Annotated in this window: 15 protein-coding genes and 1 pseudogene; 2 read left to right on the top strand and 14 right to left on the bottom strand. The window is 40.0% G+C overall.

Annotated elements, in window-relative coordinates; translation table 11 throughout:
* Window positions 1-188: 188 nt before the first annotated feature.
* The 5 genes from JC606_RS16365 to JC606_RS16345 form a co-directional block, all read right to left on the bottom strand.
* Window positions 189-3,356: an AAA family ATPase gene (locus JC606_RS16365; RefSeq protein ID WP_198778991.1), complete on the bottom strand. Its 3,168-nt coding sequence runs from the start codon at window positions 3,354-3,356 to the stop codon at window positions 189-191.
* Window positions 3,346-3,915 (bottom strand): ABC-three component system middle component 1, encoded by a 570-nt coding sequence (locus JC606_RS16360; RefSeq protein WP_198778990.1) that lies wholly within the window; start codon window positions 3,913-3,915, stop codon window positions 3,346-3,348. The genes JC606_RS16365 and JC606_RS16360 overlap by 11 nt, the downstream gene beginning before the upstream one ends.
* Window positions 3,905-5,290, bottom strand: coding sequence for an ABC-three component system protein (locus tag JC606_RS16355; protein WP_198778989.1), 1,386 nt, complete (start codon window positions 5,288-5,290; stop codon window positions 3,905-3,907). Before JC606_RS16355 ends, JC606_RS16360 begins: the two co-directional genes overlap by 11 nt.
* Window positions 5,287-6,336 carry a ComEC/Rec2 family competence protein gene (locus tag JC606_RS16350; protein WP_198778988.1) on the bottom strand — a complete coding sequence of 350 codons (1,050 nt, stop codon included), beginning with the start codon at window positions 6,334-6,336 and terminating at the stop codon, window positions 5,287-5,289. Before JC606_RS16350 ends, JC606_RS16355 begins: the two co-directional genes overlap by 4 nt.
* Window positions 6,337-6,490: 154 nt before the next feature.
* Window positions 6,491-6,865: a hypothetical protein gene (locus JC606_RS16345; protein WP_198778987.1), complete on the bottom strand. Its 375-nt coding sequence runs from the start codon at window positions 6,863-6,865 to the stop codon at window positions 6,491-6,493.
* Window positions 6,866-6,996: 131 nt separating this feature from the next.
* Here JC606_RS16345 and JC606_RS16340 point away from each other — a divergent pair, with 131 nt between their 5' ends.
* Window positions 6,997-8,034 carry a phage integrase gene (locus JC606_RS16340; RefSeq protein ID WP_198778986.1) on the top strand — a complete coding sequence of 346 codons (1,038 nt, stop codon included), beginning with the start codon at window positions 6,997-6,999 and terminating at the stop codon, window positions 8,032-8,034.
* A 111-nt stretch (window positions 8,035-8,145) separates the two neighbouring features.
* Here JC606_RS16340 and tdh read toward each other — a convergent pair whose 3' ends face one another.
* Together tdh and JC606_RS16330 are read right to left on the bottom strand one after the other, a co-directional pair.
* The gene (gene tdh, locus JC606_RS16335) at window positions 8,146-9,177 is read right to left on the bottom strand and encodes an L-threonine 3-dehydrogenase (RefSeq protein WP_004742453.1); all 1,032 of its coding nucleotides are present in this window, start codon (window positions 9,175-9,177) and stop codon (window positions 8,146-8,148) included.
* Between the two features lie 107 nt (window positions 9,178-9,284).
* The gene (locus JC606_RS16330; protein ID WP_004742452.1) at window positions 9,285-10,478 is read right to left on the bottom strand and encodes a glycine C-acetyltransferase; all 1,194 of its coding nucleotides are present in this window, start codon (window positions 10,476-10,478) and stop codon (window positions 9,285-9,287) included.
* A gap of 379 nt (window positions 10,479-10,857) precedes the next feature.
* On the opposite strand from JC606_RS16330, the gene JC606_RS16325 reads away from it, so the two are divergent.
* Window positions 10,858-11,589, top strand: a complete 732-nt coding sequence (locus JC606_RS16325) for an EAL domain-containing protein (protein ID WP_198778985.1) — start codon at window positions 10,858-10,860, stop codon at window positions 11,587-11,589.
* Window positions 11,590-11,614: 25 nt separating this feature from the next.
* Here JC606_RS16325 and JC606_RS16320 read toward each other — a convergent pair.
* The 7 genes and pseudogenes from JC606_RS16320 to JC606_RS16290 form a co-directional block, all read right to left on the bottom strand.
* Window positions 11,615-12,426 (bottom strand): annotated as a pseudogene (locus JC606_RS16320) (helix-turn-helix domain-containing protein).
* Between the two features lie 53 nt (window positions 12,427-12,479).
* On the bottom strand, window positions 12,480-13,724 hold the full coding sequence (locus JC606_RS16315; RefSeq protein WP_198778984.1) for an MDR family MFS transporter: 1,245 nt from the start codon (window positions 13,722-13,724) through the stop codon (window positions 12,480-12,482).
* Window positions 13,725-13,937: 213 nt separating this feature from the next.
* Window positions 13,938-14,642: an ABC transporter ATP-binding protein gene (locus JC606_RS16310; protein WP_137408384.1), complete on the bottom strand. Its 705-nt coding sequence runs from the start codon at window positions 14,640-14,642 to the stop codon at window positions 13,938-13,940.
* Between the two features lie 25 nt (window positions 14,643-14,667).
* A complete protein-coding gene (locus JC606_RS16305) occupies window positions 14,668-15,951 on the bottom strand; it encodes an ABC transporter permease (RefSeq protein WP_137408383.1) in 1,284 nt (427 codons plus the stop codon).
* A gap of 2 nt (window positions 15,952-15,953) precedes the next feature.
* Window positions 15,954-17,168: an ABC transporter permease gene (locus tag JC606_RS16300; RefSeq protein WP_137408382.1), complete on the bottom strand. Its 1,215-nt coding sequence runs from the start codon at window positions 17,166-17,168 to the stop codon at window positions 15,954-15,956.
* Window positions 17,161-18,489 (bottom strand): TolC family protein, encoded by a 1,329-nt coding sequence (locus JC606_RS16295; RefSeq protein ID WP_102431496.1) that lies wholly within the window; start codon window positions 18,487-18,489, stop codon window positions 17,161-17,163. The genes JC606_RS16300 and JC606_RS16295 overlap by 8 nt, the downstream gene beginning before the upstream one ends.
* Window positions 18,482-19,615: an efflux RND transporter periplasmic adaptor subunit gene (locus tag JC606_RS16290; RefSeq protein ID WP_055319410.1), complete on the bottom strand. Its 1,134-nt coding sequence runs from the start codon at window positions 19,613-19,615 to the stop codon at window positions 18,482-18,484. Before JC606_RS16290 ends, JC606_RS16295 begins: the two co-directional genes overlap by 8 nt.
* Window positions 19,616-19,723 lie beyond the last annotated feature (108 nt).

The following is a 19,723-nucleotide window of genomic DNA, read 5'->3' as shown; positions in this document are numbered from 1 at the left end:
GGATATGAGTTGGCTAAGTCTCTTGATCAGCTCAACTTGTGATCAAGAGACAGGCCATTTGGCAGCCTTTTTTATATCTAAGTGGCTATGGTACTAAAAACTTGACATATACATTCATCCATATTGAACACAATAACGTACATATAAATAGTTTTGTACTAGATATGTAGCACTCTGAAACATTTATTTTACTGACCAGCATGTGGGGCTACCTTTCCGAAGGACTCAAGCTCCAAGAATTTTGATCTGAATAAATGTTCCGGTATTTTCTGTTTTAATAAAGCATGGAAATTATCATCATGAGTTGAAATAATTATTTGCTTACCTAGATTTACACTTAAATTTCTCAAAAGATCTATGACACCGAGGACATTGATACTGTCCATAGACTGAACGGGATCATCGATAAATATACAATCGACTTCTTCATCATCGTTCATAGTATGAATAGCCTTAGCTAAGAAAATACTTAAACTTAGCACATTAATTTGTGCTGCACTAAAGCTTAATGTAGGTGAAACGGTATTACTACCATCTTCATCGGTTATGAAAACTTGTAGTTTTGGTCTTCCTCCCTCTGGAAAGCTACAATTAAAGTCAATTCTTTTAAAGTCTGGATGTGGATCTATTTTTCTATAAATCGTATTAATCAAATCTATGTGAAAATACTGATTAATTTGCGACTCTAAAGCGCTATTTATCTTTCTTAAATCCTTCAATAATGCATCTTTGATACTCTCGTACTTACCAAGCTCTTCCTTTAACTCCACCAAAGTATCAGTTGAATTGATATACATTATATAGCTTAAAACATTATTAGTTTGATTTTTTAATAATTCTAATTTTTCTATTGAATTAAAGTTTTTATTAATAGAATCATTTAGAGATGAAACTTCGTGGATGAATCTTTTCTTTAAATCCTCCCAGTTATTTTCATCTAGTAAATTATTCACTTCGAGCTTGCCGACAACAAAATCAAACTCACGAACAAAATTATGTAAATCCATTAACTCTCTGTTAACCTCAGAAATATTCAACTTTATTTCTTCAGACTTAGCAGAGGGTTCATTGAAGAAATCAGAGGTGTATTGATAAAGTAAATCCGTTATAGCATAATCATTTATCTTAATATCTGAATCTATGTCAAAATATAACTTCTTCTGTCTATTAAACTCAGAATTAATAATTAACTTCAACTGTTTCTTATCTATTTTAGGCTCTATTAATTCGCGAGAGACATTGAGATCTAACAAAAGTAAAAGATCATCAGACAATAGGTTTTCTTGATTATCCACTTGACCAATAACTTTAGCAAAGTCAATTTTAAGGTTCTTTTCTTGCTCAATATAAAATTCACATTCTAATTCAGTATCATTTATCTGTTTTTCGATCAAATCGCTTGATTTAGTACTTTTTCTTATTAAACCGTCGATATGAATTTTATACTCCAATGGATTCTTATTTAGAACTAAGTACTTTAACCTATTAACCTCTGATTGATAATTATTAATGTTATCAATCTTTTCACTAATACTAGTCTTTTCTTTAATCAAAAGCTGTAAAGACTCTCTTAAAGAAATTAAGTAATTTTCTTTTTCAGCATTGAACTCATCACTTAATAGTTTAATCTTATACTCTCTATTTTTTAAAAGATACTGACACTCTTCAATCTCACGAAGGATCCTCTGCTGAGAATCACTCAAGATTGAATTAGAGTTTATGGTATCAGCTAGCTGCGAAAATGAATCATATTTATGTTGACATAAAGGGCAGTGTTGGTCTTGATTCTCGTTTATCAATTGAAAACCAATTCTAATAAGATCGGAAATCGAATTTTCTTGTAGTTTAGAAGATTCAAGTAAACGATTTAATTCTGAAAGTTTGTCAACTAATTTTTCTTTTTCAAAATTTAATGATGAATATTCTTTCGATAAGCACTGTAGTTTATCGTTATTAGATTTACTAGAAATAATATAGTCTAGATCATTAATCGTTAATTTTTTTACTTCGATTCCCTTAGACTTTAGTTCAAGTATGTTATCTTTTAACTGATTACGTCTTGACTCTATTTTTGATAGATCATTTTTACTGATCTCAAGTTCGAGGCTATCTATCTTAGAAAAATAATCTACTGAATCAATTTTATTTTTTTCAAAACTATTTATTTCAATTTGAATATTGTTTCTCTGCCTTTTCAACTCTTCTAAGACTGAGTTTCTTACTTGTAATTCTTTATTGTTATTTGTTAGCGAATCTTGAAGGCAAGTTAAATTAGAACTATAGTTGTTTTTTGTTTTTAACTTATCAAAAAATTCAGGAAGACGTTCTTTTAATGAACGAACTTTATTATAAAATGATTTATGCTGCTCTTGTCTTTCAGCTAGAAATAATTTATCTTTTTTTAATTTAGCAAACTTTTCGATATCATCTTTTTGCTTTGATAATTTAATCGCTTCACTTTCTAAAGATCCAATCTCTTTATATTTTGACTCAATAATGTGAAAAGAATCTATTAAGCTCTCCAATTGAATTTTATCATCATTTGATTTATTAATGTTTTTTTCTAAAACTTCCCAAAAATAAGATATTTTTATTTTTAATTTTTCATTCAACTCTTTATTAAAGGAAGTGTCAAACTCTGGAAAATTGGCTCCTTTATCATTTAGATCCGAAGCTAGCAAATTAATATTTTTTAGGCAATCAAGATCAATACTATTTTCTGCTAATTCTTTTTTACTTTCTATTTTATTAATTTCAATTTTAATTTTTTCTAATCTATTATTGATTTTCCCTAACATTAACTGTATCTGCTGACGGTCTTGTTCATGACTGTCATCACCACCTAATTGCTGGGCCATGAACTCCTTGTAACGAGATTCAGGTTTCAACTCTTTGAGGAAAGAATCAATCGCCTCCTGTGAAAGCATAACAGAACGGAAGTAACGCTCTTCAGGCTTTGTATTTTTATCATCAAACCTATAATCCTTACTTCCATTACGTGCAGGCGAAACGTTCCGTTCAATACTACCTTTATTAGTAGTGATTTTAATAACAGACTCTATATCTTCGGGAGCAGATTTTGTCCTTAATATGTGCTGCTTTTGACCGCTCTGGTTTAATTCTTTTGCATCACTATTATTATTGTTCGCTAAACTCGGGTCTCTTATATAACGCGTGATATTGTTGGTCATACAATAATCTATCGCGTCATAAAAAGATGTTTTTCCAAAGCCATTAGGTGCATATATAGAAATAATGTCTGCTGGCGTATCTCCTTGAACAGTAAAATCAAAGGTCCCATCTTGTTTATGCAAGTAACTTTTAAAAGCTTGTATTTCTACACGTTTAAACTTCATGATTAGAAACCTCTAAAATTGCTTTATCTAGCCAAGCACTTTGTAAATCTCGATCTTTATTAGTTCGTCCTTTTGGAAGGTTGGAACTCAATAAGTTTTGTGTCACCCGTGAATACTTAATTTCACTGAATTCTAGCTGATTTTCATTCCTCTCAGGAATAATATCATGACCCAGTATTTCATTGTTGAAAATATTCGCAAGCTGACCTGTTGTGATTTTTTTATTCGGAGTATCAAAAATTAATTTTCTGACAAAAAAGGTATCATTTTCAATTGTATATTTTAGAATATTATCTATCTTTTTTTTAGATATAAAAGCCAGATATATATTCCAGCTTGAAAAATCATTAACTGAAGTAAGATACTCTGCACCAACAAGATTATTAATCCTTTCCCATAAATCTTTAAGCCCTTCCTCATTATCAATGTAGCAAGAGATCACCGAATAGTATGAATAATCATCAAGTTTTGCTTTAAATAAATGAAATTTTATTTCTGGAAAACTCTCTATTAAAAAGCTAATTTCAGCTTCAGAATCTAAATAAAATTTAGCTTTCACTTTCAACACCTTCGACAGTTAAATATGGTTTATATTGACTTGCTAATAGTTCTATTATTTTCTTCTCATTTTCAGTATCAAAAAAATTTTTATCAGTATACTTATCATAAACTTCTTCTTTTGATTCAATACATTCACAGTGTAGTGCAGTCAAATCAACAACACTGTTTATTTTTGAAATTTTACTATTAACGACTCTTATATTTCTAATATCATTTTGAACTCTTCCAATATTAGATTTGTTCCAAACACTTTTAACAAATTCTTTTTTAAACTTAGGCATATGTGATTTAGAAAGAGTTTGAGCAACAATGATCCCATTGTCATTTAGGTTGTCTAAATCTGTAAATAATATATTTTTTATATATTCTCGCCAAACACCAGACTCACCTATATATATCAAACGCTTTGACTTGAGCATATTTCTAATATATTCCATATCGACACTTACAGGTTCATCTATTATTATTGATATTATCAGCAACTCCAAGAAAGCACTCCATAGCTCTCTACATCGTAATTCATACTTTGGTCTTTCATAAACATAGAAGAAGTTATGAAGCTGGGTCAATATTTCATGTGGGTAAAGGTTTACTTTGAATTTCTCACTGACCACACTTCTTAATGCTTGTTGGAGCAAAGTCAAACCATCATCATCAGCCCAACCTCTTTGAACAGTGAACGTAAAATCTACTAGGTGATCAAAGCTTGATAAATGCAAAGGTAAAAGTGGAGATAACTGCTTTCCTAAATATCTCTTTTTCGAGTTTTCTATAAGTTTTTCAAATTCACTAATTAATATGGCTTCAATACGTCCATGATACTCTCTACTTATATTACCATCCATTTTAGTTTCTATTGCACAGAGTAAAACTGGAGAGTCTTCATTACCTAATGTGAATATACCGCCACCAGAAAAGCCTAGTACATTACTATGATCGACTGTATCCTGTGGACTTAGTATTACTTTACCTATTTCTTTATAATTGTGCATTTTGTAGATATAGTTTGAATATCCACAATTTTCAAAATCTCTATCTTCTGGGTACCCACATAAGAACACGTTTTCGTTAGTAACTAATTGTTTTGAACTTACCCTCAGATCAAGAGTAACATCTGGCTTAACTATTAAAATTGCCATATCTTCAGTATCATGCTCAACAAAATCTAGTACATCTATGACACTTCCATCGTACTTAGTTACTACATGCGGATCTATATTGGCGCTATTTAGGTCATTACTATCGACTTTTAAGCAATGCCTAGCTGTTAAAACATATCCATACTCAGAAGACATTGGCTGTATGAAAACACCACTGCCATTGTTAACCTTGACGGAGTGATTTTTACGAATTAAGTCTGCTTCATGGCTCATAATTTTATAGTGCTCTTACATGATGCTGTACTAAAACTACCGTTGTTAAGCTCTTGTTCCGTAAATATTCTATGTATTAAATCAGGATAGTTAAACATAATATTTGCTGACGGACAGTTATTAATAATCCGAGCAAGAGTTAGTTTATTTGGCAATGCATGATGCTTACCATTAGCTGATATAATAAATTTTTGACACTCTATCATCTTCAATAAGTCACTGTTAGTATTTGCTTTGCTCCCATGATGAGAAATTTTCACATAGTCGATTTTTAAAGGGTTTTGCTCTGAAAACCCAAGAGATTTTAAACTTTCAATAACAACCGAAGGATGTGCATCCCCAAGGAGTAAAATCGACTTATCGAAGCACTCAAAAATAAATGCCAATGAACTTCCATTGTGAATTGAATTATCTTCTTGAAAGCAGTCAGCCTCGAGTAACTGTTCTAGTGAAGCTTTATAATCATTGCTTCTTCTCGAAGTGTTGGGATTAGGCTTTTCTTTTTCCCATTTAACTAGTAACTTTTCTAATTTGAGTAATGAAGGAGACAAAATTTTAAATTTACTTCCAAACCAATCTATCTCATCACCCGCTTTAAACAATCTTTGTGACCAAATATTCTTATTGGCTAAATGTTCTTCAAGTTTAATACCTTGCCGTATACTCGTGTTACTGGTTGAACTATTTTTTAGCGTTACAGTATTTGAATCTCCTAAAGGCTTATCAAAATGATTGAAAATAACCTTGCCCGAGTTAAACCATACTTCCTTAGTGATTTCACTCAAGTAACCAAACTGATTAAATCCGGCTAAAATACCACCAATATGATCATCATCGACATGAGTTAGCACTAGTAAATCTATGTTTTGTTCTTTTTGCTTAATCTCGTCTAAAAAACGCTTGAGCGCCCGGGGAACTTTTTGAACCTCAAACGCTTGCGCGGGTCCACCGTCAATTAGAATGTTTTTGATTTTTCCTTCAAATTCATAGCTAATGCAAATAGCATCACCATGTTCCGCCTGCAATATATTCAGCTCAATTCCCACCATTTCACCTTAGTAAACATATCAACTTTCTCATCCCCCGAGTAAATTGAATAACAGACATAAGCTATTGATTATCCGATATAATCAATTTAATCTAAGTGAACATAGTAACATATAAATTATATCTTACGGTATATATAGGCTACGTGTTAAGTTAAAGAAAAACGTTATTCTTCACACTTTTCTCAATAGTCTTGATCTGATGATGTTTCGGTTGCCCATCAAACAGCAAAATGTACAACTTCCGGTCTTGGTAAGTCCCTACTACATAGTGGTCTCTCTGTATCACGTACTCGATAGTTTCAGCGTCCGCGTCGGTACACAGGTACTTAATATCAATCAGCTTCACTTTCCGTAAGCCCACTACGTTCTCTGCTTCAATAAATCCGCCAAACGGGGCCCGAAACACATTCCCCATCTTTAATAGTGCGGATACTTCACCCGTATTCTTCTTACTTAAGTCTAAAGGGCCAGCGCTATTCATCTTGATAGCACTGTAGCCTACGCTCACATGAATGGATTGAAACATAGTAAAACCTGATTAAATTTCAATGTGTTGAGATATACATCGAGCTTGTGCCTGTTGTGCGACATAAAACATTGTTCTACGTTTAAGCTCGAATTACACTGTTTTTATATACAGTTATTTTAGGCTTAATTATGTCAGTACGCAATTTGAAAGATGGCTCTAACAAACCTTGGATCTGTGAATGCTACCCAAATGGGCGAGCAGGAAAGCGTGTTCGTAAGAAGTTTGCTACCAAAGGCGAAGCTAAAGCCTTTGAGCTTCACACGATGAAGGAGATTGACGATAAGCCCTGGATGGGCATTAAACCGGATAACCGAAGAATGAGTGAGCTTTTGGAAAATTGGTGGACCATCCATGGCCATACTCTAAAGTCAGGCAAGCAAGCCAAAGATCTCATATCCAAAACAATTGAAGAGTTAGGTAACCCAATTGCCTGCCAGTTTAAAGAACGAGACTACCTGGCGTATAGAGCAGCTCGTGTCCCCTATAGGGGCAAGAATAAATCCATCGAGATATCCCCAACCACACACAACCTTGAACTGATTTATTTAAAGGGCATGTTCAAAAAACTGATTAAGTACAATCAGTGGAAATATCCCAACCCGCTCGAAGCAATCGAGCCGATCAAAACCAGTGATAAGCACCTTGCCTATCTAACCAAGCCACAAATCGACGAGTTCTTTGATGAACTGCAGAACTGCAAGCGAGTTATCAAGGTATCAATCCCGCAAATCATTGTCATTGCGAAAATTTGTTTGGCAACTGGTGCACGAATCAGTGAGGCACTCACTCTAACTCGCGCTCAAATAACCGAGTTCAAATTGACTTACACAGAGACAAAAGGGAAAAGGAATCGCAGTGTGCCTATCTCACCATCTTTGTATCAAGAGATATTAGATATAGCGGTGAGCGACCATGAGATATTTAACACCAGTTACAAAGATGCTTGGCGTTACATAAAAAGAGCCTTGCCTGAGCACGTTCCGAATGGGCAAGCGACCCATGTTCTACGGCATACTTTTGCTTCGCATTTTATGATGAATAAAGGGGATATCTTAGTACTGCAGCGTATTCTTGGTCACACAAAAATCGAGCAGACAATGGCGTATTCTCATTTTGCCCCGGAGCATTTGATGCAGGCTGTTCACCTCAATCCTTTAGCAAATTAGTGGCGACAAAATGGCGGCAGCCACTGTAAAAGAGCGTTATCTAGCGGTTTTAGACGTAAAAAAGGCGACAATTTACATTGTCGCCTTTTGCAAATCAGAGCCTAATTTAGACTATTCCCAATCAAGGATTACCTTGCCTGAAAGCCCGCTACGCATAGCGTCAAAGCCTTTTTGGAAGTCATCAACCTTAAAGTGGTGAGTGATAATTGGTGTTAGATCTAGGCCTGATTGAATCAAAGAAGCCATCTTGTACCAAGTTTCGAACATCTCACGACCGTAGATGCCTTTGATAACCAAGCCTTTAAAGATTACTTGGTTCCAGTCTACTGCCATGTCTGATGGTGGAATACCTAGTAGAGAGATCTTACCGCCGTGGTTCATGTTAGTTAGCATGCTGTTGAATGCTGATGGTACACCAGACATTTCTAGGCCTACATCGAAGCCTTCTGTCATGCCTAGATCAGCCATTACATCTTCAAGCTTCTCTTCCATCACGTTTACAGCGCGCGTTACGCCCATCTTCTTAGCAAGGTCTAAGCGGTATTCGTTTACATCAGTAATTACAACGTGACGAGCACCTACGTGCTTAGCAACCGCAGCAGCCATGATACCGATTGGGCCAGCACCAGTGATTAGTACGTCTTCACCTACTAGGTCGAAAGAAAGCGCTGTGTGCACTGCGTTGCCGAACGGGTCAAAGATTGATGCTAGGTCATCTGAAATCTCCGCAGGGATCTTAAACGCGTTGAACGCAGGGATCACAAGGTATTCAGAGAACGCACCAGTGCGGTTAACGCCAACACCAGTAGTGTTACGACAAAGGTGAGTACGGCCGCCACGACAGTTACGACAGTGACCACATGTGATGTGACCTTCGCCAGAAACACGATCGCCGATTTCAAAACCACGAACTTCTTGGCCGATGCCAACAACTTCACCTACGTATTCGTGACCTACAACCATAGGTACTGGAATTGTGTTTTGTGACCACTCATCCCAGTTATAGATATGTACGTCTGTACCACAAATTGCGGTTTTCTTAATACGGATAAGAAGATCATTATGACCCATTTCAGGTTTTTCAACCTCGGTCATCCAAATGCCTTCTTCAGGCTTAAGCTTAGAAAGTGCTTTAATTTTCATAATGTTACCTAGTTCATCTCGCCTAACTGTAAGGCGAGAATCAAAAATCTTATTGTTCTTATCTAATCATCACAGCATTAGCGTTACGCTAACAACCTGCCATAAAATTAGATGATACCCATGTCTTTACCAACTTGGATGAACGCATCGATTGCGCGGTCTAGTTGCTCACGAGAGTGTGCTGCAGACATTTGCGTACGGATACGAGCTTGACCTTTTGGTACTACAGGGAAAGAGAAACCTACAACGTAGATGCCTTTCTCTAGAGCGCGCTCTGCGAATTCAGCCGCTACTTTTGCATCACCAAGCATGATTGGGATGATTGCGTGGTCAGCACCACCCATAGTGAAACCAGCTTCTTCCATGCGAGTACGGAAGTGAGCAGAGTTTTCCCATAGTGTTGTACGTAGGTCACCAGATTCTGCTAGAAGATCTAGAACGCGGATAGACGCCGATACGATTGCTGGTGCAACAGAGTTAGAGAATAGGTATGGACGAGAACGCTGACGTAGCCAGTCGATCACTTCTTTCTTACCAGACGTGTAACCGCCTGAAGCGCCACCCATTGCTTTACCTAGCGTACCTGTGATGATATCGATGCGATCAACAACGTTGTGGAACTCATGAGTACCAGCGCCGTTTTCACCCATGAAGCCCACAGCGTGAGAATCATCAACCATTACTAGTGCATCGTACTTGTCTGCAAGGTCACAGATAGCAGGAAGGTTAGCTACTACGCCGTCCATTGAGAATACGCCGTCAGTTACGATTAGCGTGTGGCGAGCGCCAGCTTCTTTAGCTGCGATAAGTTGCTGCTCTAGCTCTTCCATGTTGTTGTTCGCATAGCGGAAGCGCATCGCTTTACATAGACGAACGCCATCGATGATAGATGCGTGGTTTAGTGCATCAGAGATGATTGCATCTTCTTTGCCTAGAATCGTTTCGAATAGGCCAGCATTAGCATCAAAACAAGATGTGTATAGGATTGTGTCTTCTTTACCTAGGAACGTAGACAGCTTTTGCTCTAGCTCTTTGTGAGAATCTTGAGTACCACAGATGAAACGAACTGAAGCCATACCAAAACCGTGCTGATCCATACCACCTTTTGCAGCTTCGATAAGCTCAGGGTGGTTCGCAAGACCTAAGTAGTTGTTTGCACAGAAGTTTAGTACTTCTTCACCAGTCGAGATAGAAACCGCTGCTTTTTGAGCAGAAGTGATAATGCGCTCAGACTTGTAAAGACCTTCTTCTTTAACTTCTTCGATTTGATTTTGAATCTGTTGGTAAAATGCAGAAGACATTGTCTCATTCCTTCCTAGTTATTATTCAGCAGCATCGCGCGCCGCATTATGTAGGGATATAAACGATCCTAAAACGATCATTTACACTGTAAAACTAATCTCTATATTCTAGTTGAACATCCCCTTTTCGATTATCCCTCCAGTTGGAAAAACATTAATGAATCTGAGGCATAAATGATGGTTCATCCCAGTGACACAGGGCACATTAACGTCCTTCTCTTGTTCTTTTTAACGCCATGTTCACCGAAAATTCGACCTAATTTCGCTTTCATATCAAATCTCAATTTTTAATCTCAAAACGATATAGTAGTGAATTACTGTTTCTCTCAGAATGTGCGGCCGTTACACAGATGCCCAAGATAAGATGAGAAACAAGCCCATGGCACTATCCGACCACATCATTCAAGAAGCCTTCGAAAACGACTGGCACACCTGCTTTTATCAACCAAAAGTAGAAGCGAGTGCAGAGAAAGTAACAGGCGTAGAAGCTCTGTTTCGTCTGAATATTCCAGAAGAAGGTGTCTTTTCACCTGGTGTGTTCATTGATCGTGCTTTCGCATTAGGTTACGAAGAAGAGATCTTCTTTAGTGTCCTTGAGCAATCTTTAACTGAAGTGAAGTCGCTATCAGCACATTTGAACTTGGCCGTTAATATCAGCAAGAAAGTATTAGCGAACCCAGATAATGTAGAAAAGGTGCGTGAACTACTTTGGAATACTTCATTCAAGGCAAAACAGTTAACGTTCGAACTCAGTGAAGCTGATCAAAGGGATGAAGCGCTCTGCGAACAGGTTAGACGCTATAAAGCGCTTGGTATCAAAATCTCTATCGATGATTTCGGTGTGGGTTACTCAGACATGAATAAGGTGATGAACCTTGATGTCGATGAAGTGAAATTTGATAAGTCGATTGTAAATAGCGAAGACAGTTCTCGCTCTGAACTAATCCAGCAAACTTTGGCTTACTGTAAAGCATCTGGAATTAAAACCGTAGCGGAAGGTGTTGAAGATGTAGATAGACATCAACGTGTCCACCAGCTTGGCTTCGATCGCTGTCAGGGTTTCCTATACTCGAAGCCACTTCCGTTGACGGATCTTAGACTGGTCATGTAATGACTCTGTTCTACTAAGGAGTGGGCTAGCTTAAAACAAACTCAACGCTTTTTTTCTTCTGTTTTAGGTCATGGTAACGGATGTACTTGAAATAGATATCGTGCTTGTTTTGGATATTCTGAGAAAAGGGATTTTTCACCACTTTTTTAATATCAGCTTTGAAAAATGGCATACCAAGCATACTCATGTATGGCTCTAAATAGAGATCATAAAGAAACTGACACATAGCTGGATCAAGAGTAGGAAAACAGAATTCAGTGCCCGCTAAGTTGTCGGCCATGTAATCAAAGATCTTGCGACGAATAACAATACTCACGGCCCCTACACTGCACAGCATCTTGCTGACACCGTCGTAAACCACATGCCCAATGATGATGCCCTCATAAAGAAAACACAGCACCTGCATATCTTCTCTCTTCACACCCAAATGACTCGCGACTTCGATAAAATCTCTGCCGTAAGTTTTTTGATGCATTCCTTGAATCGACTTAAGCCTTTTTACAGGCAGTGAGCAAAGGCTATGTGATTCAACACTGGTCACCTCGTAATCGTAACCAATATCAACACTAAACGAACGCTCGGCGTTCTTCGTTGCCGCTTTCACTTGCACCATTTCTTCAACAAAGAAGTCATAATCAACCTGGAAGAAGCTCGCAATCCCCAAACGACGAACAAAACTGGGCAGTGTCTCGCCCTTTCCCATTGGCTCACCATCACCTGATTAACACCAGAAAATGCTCGGTGAGAATGGGAAAGTAACTCAGCAAACTCCTACTGAGATAAAGCTTTTTCTTCACGCAGATACTTTAACTTTTGTGCAAAATTCGATTTATCCATAACTCACGTTGCCTTAGTTATTATCTGTCGCTTAATACCCAAGGCTCATCTCGCTAGCTCTGGGTCATCGACTCTCTTTCGACACTGTCTTCAGTATGCTCTGCCAACCAGTACAACCAAATCATCACCAAACATAGGATGAAGCAGAGCACAAATAGCCAGTATGCGCTCAACATTTCTATCACCACACCACCAAGCAATGGCGCAATAGCAAAGCCAAGAGAGTAAAGTGCCGCCGCGCCGAAGTAAGATCCTCTGAGATGTGGCGGTGCCATTCTATCGATTTGTACATTAAGGGTTGGGAAAGCAATCACTTCTCCTAAACTTAATATAAAACAAGCAATTCCCCAACCTAGTGGCCAATCATTTGGTGTAAAAAGAAAGCCAATTTGCGCAATCGCCATCAAAATCATGCCGATTCGAGTTCTAACAAACAGCGGCACGTGCTCAAGCCATTTAAGCATTGGGAACTGGAAAACGATAATCGTCAGCGTATTCACCAAAACTAACCCAGCAATGAGTTGAGCGGCATCAGCGATTGAAGAACGCACTATGACTTGAGGAATTGACGACTCAACCTGCGCATAGACAAACATCATGATGAAGTTAGCGACCATCAGTTTTACAAAAATATTGTCTTTACGAATCACATTAAGCGTCGCGGCGAAATTAGGCAGTTGAGAGGGATCTGGCTTGGTAAAAGTACCTTTTCGTTCAATTCCTAACAGCAGCCAGACACCGTAAGCGACATAAGTACCACCAGCAACAAAGAACAGGTTTTGTGGCTGAGAAAGAGCCAAAGTGATACCAATCAATGGACCAAGTGCGCCACCCAGATTAAGTAAGAAGTAACGAATGTTCAGCGCTAACTCACGATCTTTGGAGTCTTTGAGATTATCGCCTATGACTGCCTTAGCTGGCGCTTCGATCATTGGGCGCATTAGACCCGTCATCATGATCAACACATAGAACTGCCACACTTCACTCGCTAATGCGATGCCAGTGTAGGATATCGAGGCAATCCAACTGCCTAGCACCATGACCCATTTACGTCCTAGCTTATCCGAAAGGTAACCCGAGTAGAGCCCAGTTCCAGCACCAACAACCGCGGATACCGCTAGCATGGTACCGACTTCAATCGCAGACGCACCGTAATCTTCATAGAGAAAGACGATCAGAAAAGGCCATGCCATAAAGTAGCTTGTTCGGGCGAGTAACGTTCCAGTCAGAACTGTCCATACTGAAAAGTTAAACCGTTTTATACGCTGCTTTTGAAACAAGCTTTCTGATCTATCCATAGATAACGCCTCTATAACCGACTGATTTAAATATTATTATTCAGCCAGTATATAGAGTAAGTAGAATAGATACAGAGTATTCAATAAAGCTGTGTTAATTATGGCACCTCCATACCTATTTCACATTAGCAGATGCACACAGCCAAAATACCATTAACGAAGAGCGGTCTAGAGTTAAGGTCATAGAGCAGCCTCTAGTCAAAGATCAACGCACTAGGCTGAGTAATGTTGCCCTTTGCGGTCAGACAATACCTTTCCGTCTTTGATCGTCACGATTCGCTTGGTTCGTTCAGCAAGCGAATTATCGTGCGTCACGATAATCAATGTTCGGCCCTCAGCATGAAGCTGATTAAACAAAGCCTCTATCTCAGCGCCAGACTTGGAATCCAGAGCCCCTGTTGGCTCATCAGCTAATATAATCTGAGGATCATTAACCAAAGCTCTAGCAATAGCGACACGCTGTTTCTGACCACCAGACAGCTGATTCGGTTTATGGTCAAGTCGATCGCCCAACCCTACTTGTTCAAGTAATGCCGCCGCACGCTTACGACGCTCTTTGGCTTTGATCCCTGAGTACACGAGAGGCAGAGCAACATTGTCCAATGCAGATGCATACTCAAGCAAATTAAAACTCTGGAATACAAAACCAATTTTTTGATTCCGAATACCAGCAAGATCATTAGCACTCAACGCAGCAACATTTTTTCCATCTAGCTGATACTCCCCTTCCGTCGGCTTATCAAGGCAACCCAGCATATTCATCAGCGTTGATTTACCGGATCCTGACGGGCCTAAAATAGACAAAAACTCTCCCTTCTCAATCGAGAGATCGACACCGTCTAATGCACGTATTTCAGTATCACCGTTTGAGTAGTGTTTACCGATATTTGAGAGTTCCACTAAGAATTTGTTAGACATGGTTTCTCCGCTGTCTTTGATCTCATCATTCACTTTGTAGTGCCTCCATCGGAGTCACTTTCGCCGCACGATTAGCCGGAAGCCAAGCCGCAGCGACACCAATAACCACCAACGTCAAAACAACAATGGTGACAACCAACCATGAAAGCTCAGGCACAGGTTTACCAAGACGCTCATAAAACATGTTGCCTTCAAGCTCTAACGAGCGAATTACAGCAATCAGTGTATAAGTGATTACTAAGCCCAATAAACCGCCCATCATCATAGTCATCAATGACTGAACCAGATAATGCATGCGAATCATCCCTGGAGTAGCACCGACCGCCATTCTCACGCCAATATCTCGTGTGGATCGTTTCACCGTTGCATACATCACGTTAGCAATACCTATGCCCGCCACTGCCAAAGTGATAAAACCAATCACACCAAGGAACCCCTGCAGACCAACTAAGAATTGTTGCATCGTTTTTTGTTTGAGGAACATATCCTCAACCTGAACGACCTGCTCATCACTGACACTAGCACCATGTTTGCGCGCAATAACCTGACGAATCGTATCTGCAAGTTTGACTCTGTCGACACCATCATGAGGTTGAACGTTGATACCACTGATATCTCCGTTGATATTAAAACGCTGCCATGTAGAGAAAGGAACAAAGCTCGAATAATTGATGCTATCTCCCTGTTCAACCTTGGCACTGTTTTTCTCTAGTACACCAATCACCGTAAACTCTTGGCTGCCAATTTTTACTGTTTTCCCGACGGGATTAACCTCTAATTTGACAGTAGCAAACCAGCTAAAGCTTTCATTAGGGTTAAACAAATCGGCCGCTAAAAGGTAACCCAACACGATGACTTTGCGTTGTTGCTTTTGGTCTAGAGGATTAAACCAACGCCCTCCTGGACGTGTCTTGAGATTCGTCACCGACTGAAATTCAGTCGTTACCGCTAACGCTTTTTTCCAAGACCCTCGCTCCCCAACAGTAAGTGATTCATCCCACACAGCTGTCGGCACCGCAGCTTTGATGTTAGGCAGAGCCTCTACAACTTTCGTATCTTCTGCTGTTAGAGTCAGCGGCTTGCCCTGATGAAAAGATCCATAATCAACCGTAGCCATCCCCACTGATAGATAAATCAAATTACCATTGCCATTTTGTGCCGTTTTAAGCACGCCTTGTCTAATGCCTTCTCCCACCGATAGCATCGCTGAAATACACAAGGTTGCCCACGCAACAGCCAGAACTGTGAGTCCAAGTCGTAGCTTTTCTGCAGACATTTCCTGAAAGATTTGTCTCATCGGTAATAGCATGATTAAGCCCTCGCACTAAGTGCATCAACAGGAGTGAGACGAGACGCCCGTTTTGCAGGAAAGTAAGAGGCTAAGAACGCCAGAATCAGTGTCACCGTTAACGCCATTCCAATCGAGCTTAACGTGATAACAGGTGATCCAATCCATTCTGGTAACGCCATCGAGCCAAGCAAATAAACCGTACCAAAGGACGCCATTAATCCCACGATGGATCCTAAGGTAACTAAGATAAGCCCCTCAATAATAAACTGAGACATGATGGAACCCTGTGTTGCACCAATCGCCAGCCGAACGCCAATTTCTCGAGTTCTTTCCGTAACAGAGAGAAACATGATATTAGCCACACCCAAAGCGCCAACCGCCATAGTCATAGCGCCACTGGTCGTCAGGAATATTTGAATACCACGAAAGATACCGGTAATCACGTCCCCACCCTCGCTAAAGTCGGGCAGATAGACCGCATCTTTATCCGTAGGGTCAAAGTGCATCTGTTTAGCAAAAAAATTAGCAATATTACGTCTAAACGATGCGGAATCCATGGCTTCTACAGGCTTTAATAGCAGTTGCCATGGCTTATCGTTCCAGAGATCAAGATAAGTAGTTTGAGGCACAAAAACTCGTCGACTCTCACCGAAAGAGATCCCTCCTTCATTATCGACCATCACACCAATTACGTAGAATGGAATGCCGTTGATCTTAATATGGTCGCCAATGTCGACTCCGCCCATTTGAGCAATTCGATCACCCAATACAGCCACCCGTGTGTGGTTTGCCATATCCGTCACCGAAATATTTCGTGAACCAGGCTGCAACTTATTTTGTGAGATAGGAAAATAAGAGGGAGCAACACCACTCACCATACTGCCAATATTATGCCCTTGAGTATTCGTCACGCTGGTATCCCATTTAAGGTAAACAGCAGACGCCTCTTTAACAAAACCAGCCTGCTGGATCAGCTCAATTTTATCTTGTTCAAGGTTTATTTCGCGCCTTGAGGGCAAGCCCTGCCAAGGTTTACTCGTACTAGAGGGAAACACAACCTGAGTGTCATTGACCAAAAATGAGAAAGACTTCGTTTGATAACGATAGAAGCCTTCCCCTAGCGCCATTAAAACAACAACAGACAGTACGCCCCATGAAATTGCAATAATCGCCAAGGCACTTTTCATCCGATGCGCCAACAACGTTTGCCAAGTCTGAAGAAAAAGATTAACCATGGTGTAACGCCTGAGATATCAGCGCCATCGCTTCATCATCTAATTTACCAGTTGTCTGTAGCAGGCCTATTCTCTGACGCCAATAATCATATAAGTTGGTCTGTAGAAGGAACCTTGAATCAAATAAGCTGTTATGTGCATTGATAACATCTGAGGCTTCTAGGAAACCCGCGTCGTATAACTTTTCTTTGCTACTCAACACCTCTGCGCGAGACGCTACAACATCATGCGCCATTAACACTCGTTCCCAGTTGAGCTTCACTTGAGTAAAGTTCTGATCAATTCGCTTCTTGATGTCTATTTCAACCTTTCGTAAATCCTGCTTAGCCGTCAACAAGTTAAGCGAAGTTTGGTCCACTTTGGCGCGTGTTGAACCATTTAAATCAATAGGAACACTAAGAGTTAAACCCGCGTTAAATTCACCGTTGTCCAACCGATCACTGTCGTTATAGCCCACTTGCCCTTTAACTGTTGGGTAATAACCTCCTTGGGCGGATTTTTTGTCTAGCTTGCGCGCTTCAACGCCTTTTATGGCAACCAGTAATTCAGGGCTATTATTTCTCGCTAACTCAAGCCACTGCTGCTGAGAAGCCACCAGCATAGGAGGCTCAACCAAATTCTCAGTACGAATTTGATCCACCGAATCAGGAGCTTGGTTTATCAGCGCTTCCAGCTCTGACTTTTTACTTTCTAACTCTGCCTTTGCTCGCAGAATATTGGCTTTGTCAGACAACTGATTAGCACGCATCTCTTCCACATCAATCGATTTCACTTTGCCTGCTAGATAGCGTTTTTCGAAGATTTTTAGCAGCTTGCTGCCTTCCTCTAACTTACTGTTAGTTAGCTGTAAGTTACCTTGGGCGCTGCCTATATCGAGATAAACCAGAAGTAACTTAGCCGCCAAATCATTATGTGCTTGAGCCAATTCCAGCTGGGATTTCAGATAATCTGATTGTGCTTTATCTAATTCAGACCAAAGACTACTGTCCCAAATAACCTGAGACAGCTCTGCACCATACCGATTTGAACTACTGCGGTCCTCGCTCCAGTCTGCTGAAGCGCTCGCGCTTAAAGCGGGTAATAAAGAGCTGCGACTTAAATCCACCGAACTCTCGCCGAGTTGAACACCAATTCGGGCTTTCTCGTAATCAGGATCCGTCTGTTTGGCTCGCTGCCATGCTTGTTCAATAGAAAGGGCATATGAAGGACAACTAAGTACAGTTGCTAATAGCAAGCTGCCTATACTCAACAGGGTCGATTTACGAGGTGACAGAGGTTTGTCTAATCGCTGTGAACAACTAAACAGCGCTGGCTTAACCATGTGCTGCCCCCATCATACTGTTGTCGATGACGGTTTCGTCTAACTCCACACCTTCGATGACTTCAACATTGATACCATCTGATAGGCCCAGTTTTACCGCTTGCTTGTGGAAGCCTTGTTCTGAGCTATCTGGGATTAATACGTTAGGGCTGTCGCCTTCAAATTGCAGTGCGCGCTCTGGTAGAGTGAGTACATTTTCTGATTTAACTAGAATTATCTGAGCAGATGATGAGAACCCTGAACGTAACCGGACGTCTTGAGGTATTTTGAGCTCGCCAACTTCGACTTCAAAACCGTTATCAAAACTTTTGCCCGAACTACTATCAGCTGTCGAGTTAAGACTTTCAGACTGAATCGCAATCTTAGTCAGTACCCCTTCTATTTCGATACTTGGATAAGGTGCAACGGTCAGCGTTACTGGCATCCCCGGGGTAAGTTGTGCGGCATCATGCTCACTAACACTGCCCTTAAAAATCAGGCTGTTCATATCGGCCAATGACATCATTTCTGTTGCCGCTTGACTCGATTCAGTAGAAATAATCGGTTCTCCTACCTCGACTTTTCGATTCAACACCGTACCGTCTATCGGAGCATAAATGGTAGAGGTGAGGCGAGAGTTACCAATTGTCGACTCCCCGCTTTGAATCAATTCGAGGTTCTGACGTTTTTGCATAACGTCAGCCTGTGCTGATTTCACATTGGAACGTGCAGTCACATATTCGTCGTAGTTCTTAGGAATGATTTCTTGTTCAACCAAACTCTGCAGATTAGCGAGTTGTTGTTTTGCTGACTCAATGTTCGCCTCACTTCGCATCAACTCTGTCGAGGCATCGGTCAACGCTTTCGGGGTAGGGTTAGGGCGAACCTTAATAAGCGGCTGACCTTGCGTTACGTACTCACCAACACCAGCATAGATTTCACCAACGATCCCGTCGATTTGAGATTTGATAGACACAGAGTGAGCGGGAACGATATACCCCACCGCAACCGCCTGCTTTTCGATCGTCCCCGTGGAGACCGTTAGGGTTGGAAAAGCTTCTGGAGGCGTTGAAGTTTGAAAATAGAAATACGCACCTCCACCTATCAGCGTGGCACATGCCACAGACACTAACCCACGTTTAGTCATAATTTATCCAGCTCATTATTTTATATTTGTGAGCCCTATGACTACCGTGGATATGCGAAGTTCATAAATAGTATAAAATTTTATAATGCATAGCGTTAAAGCAAAATT

The organism is Vibrio sp. IB15 (assembly GCF_016406055.1).
Lineage (GTDB): Bacteria > Pseudomonadota > Gammaproteobacteria > Enterobacterales > Vibrionaceae > Vibrio > Vibrio chagasii.
This window is presented reverse-complemented; position numbering and strand designations above follow the sequence as displayed.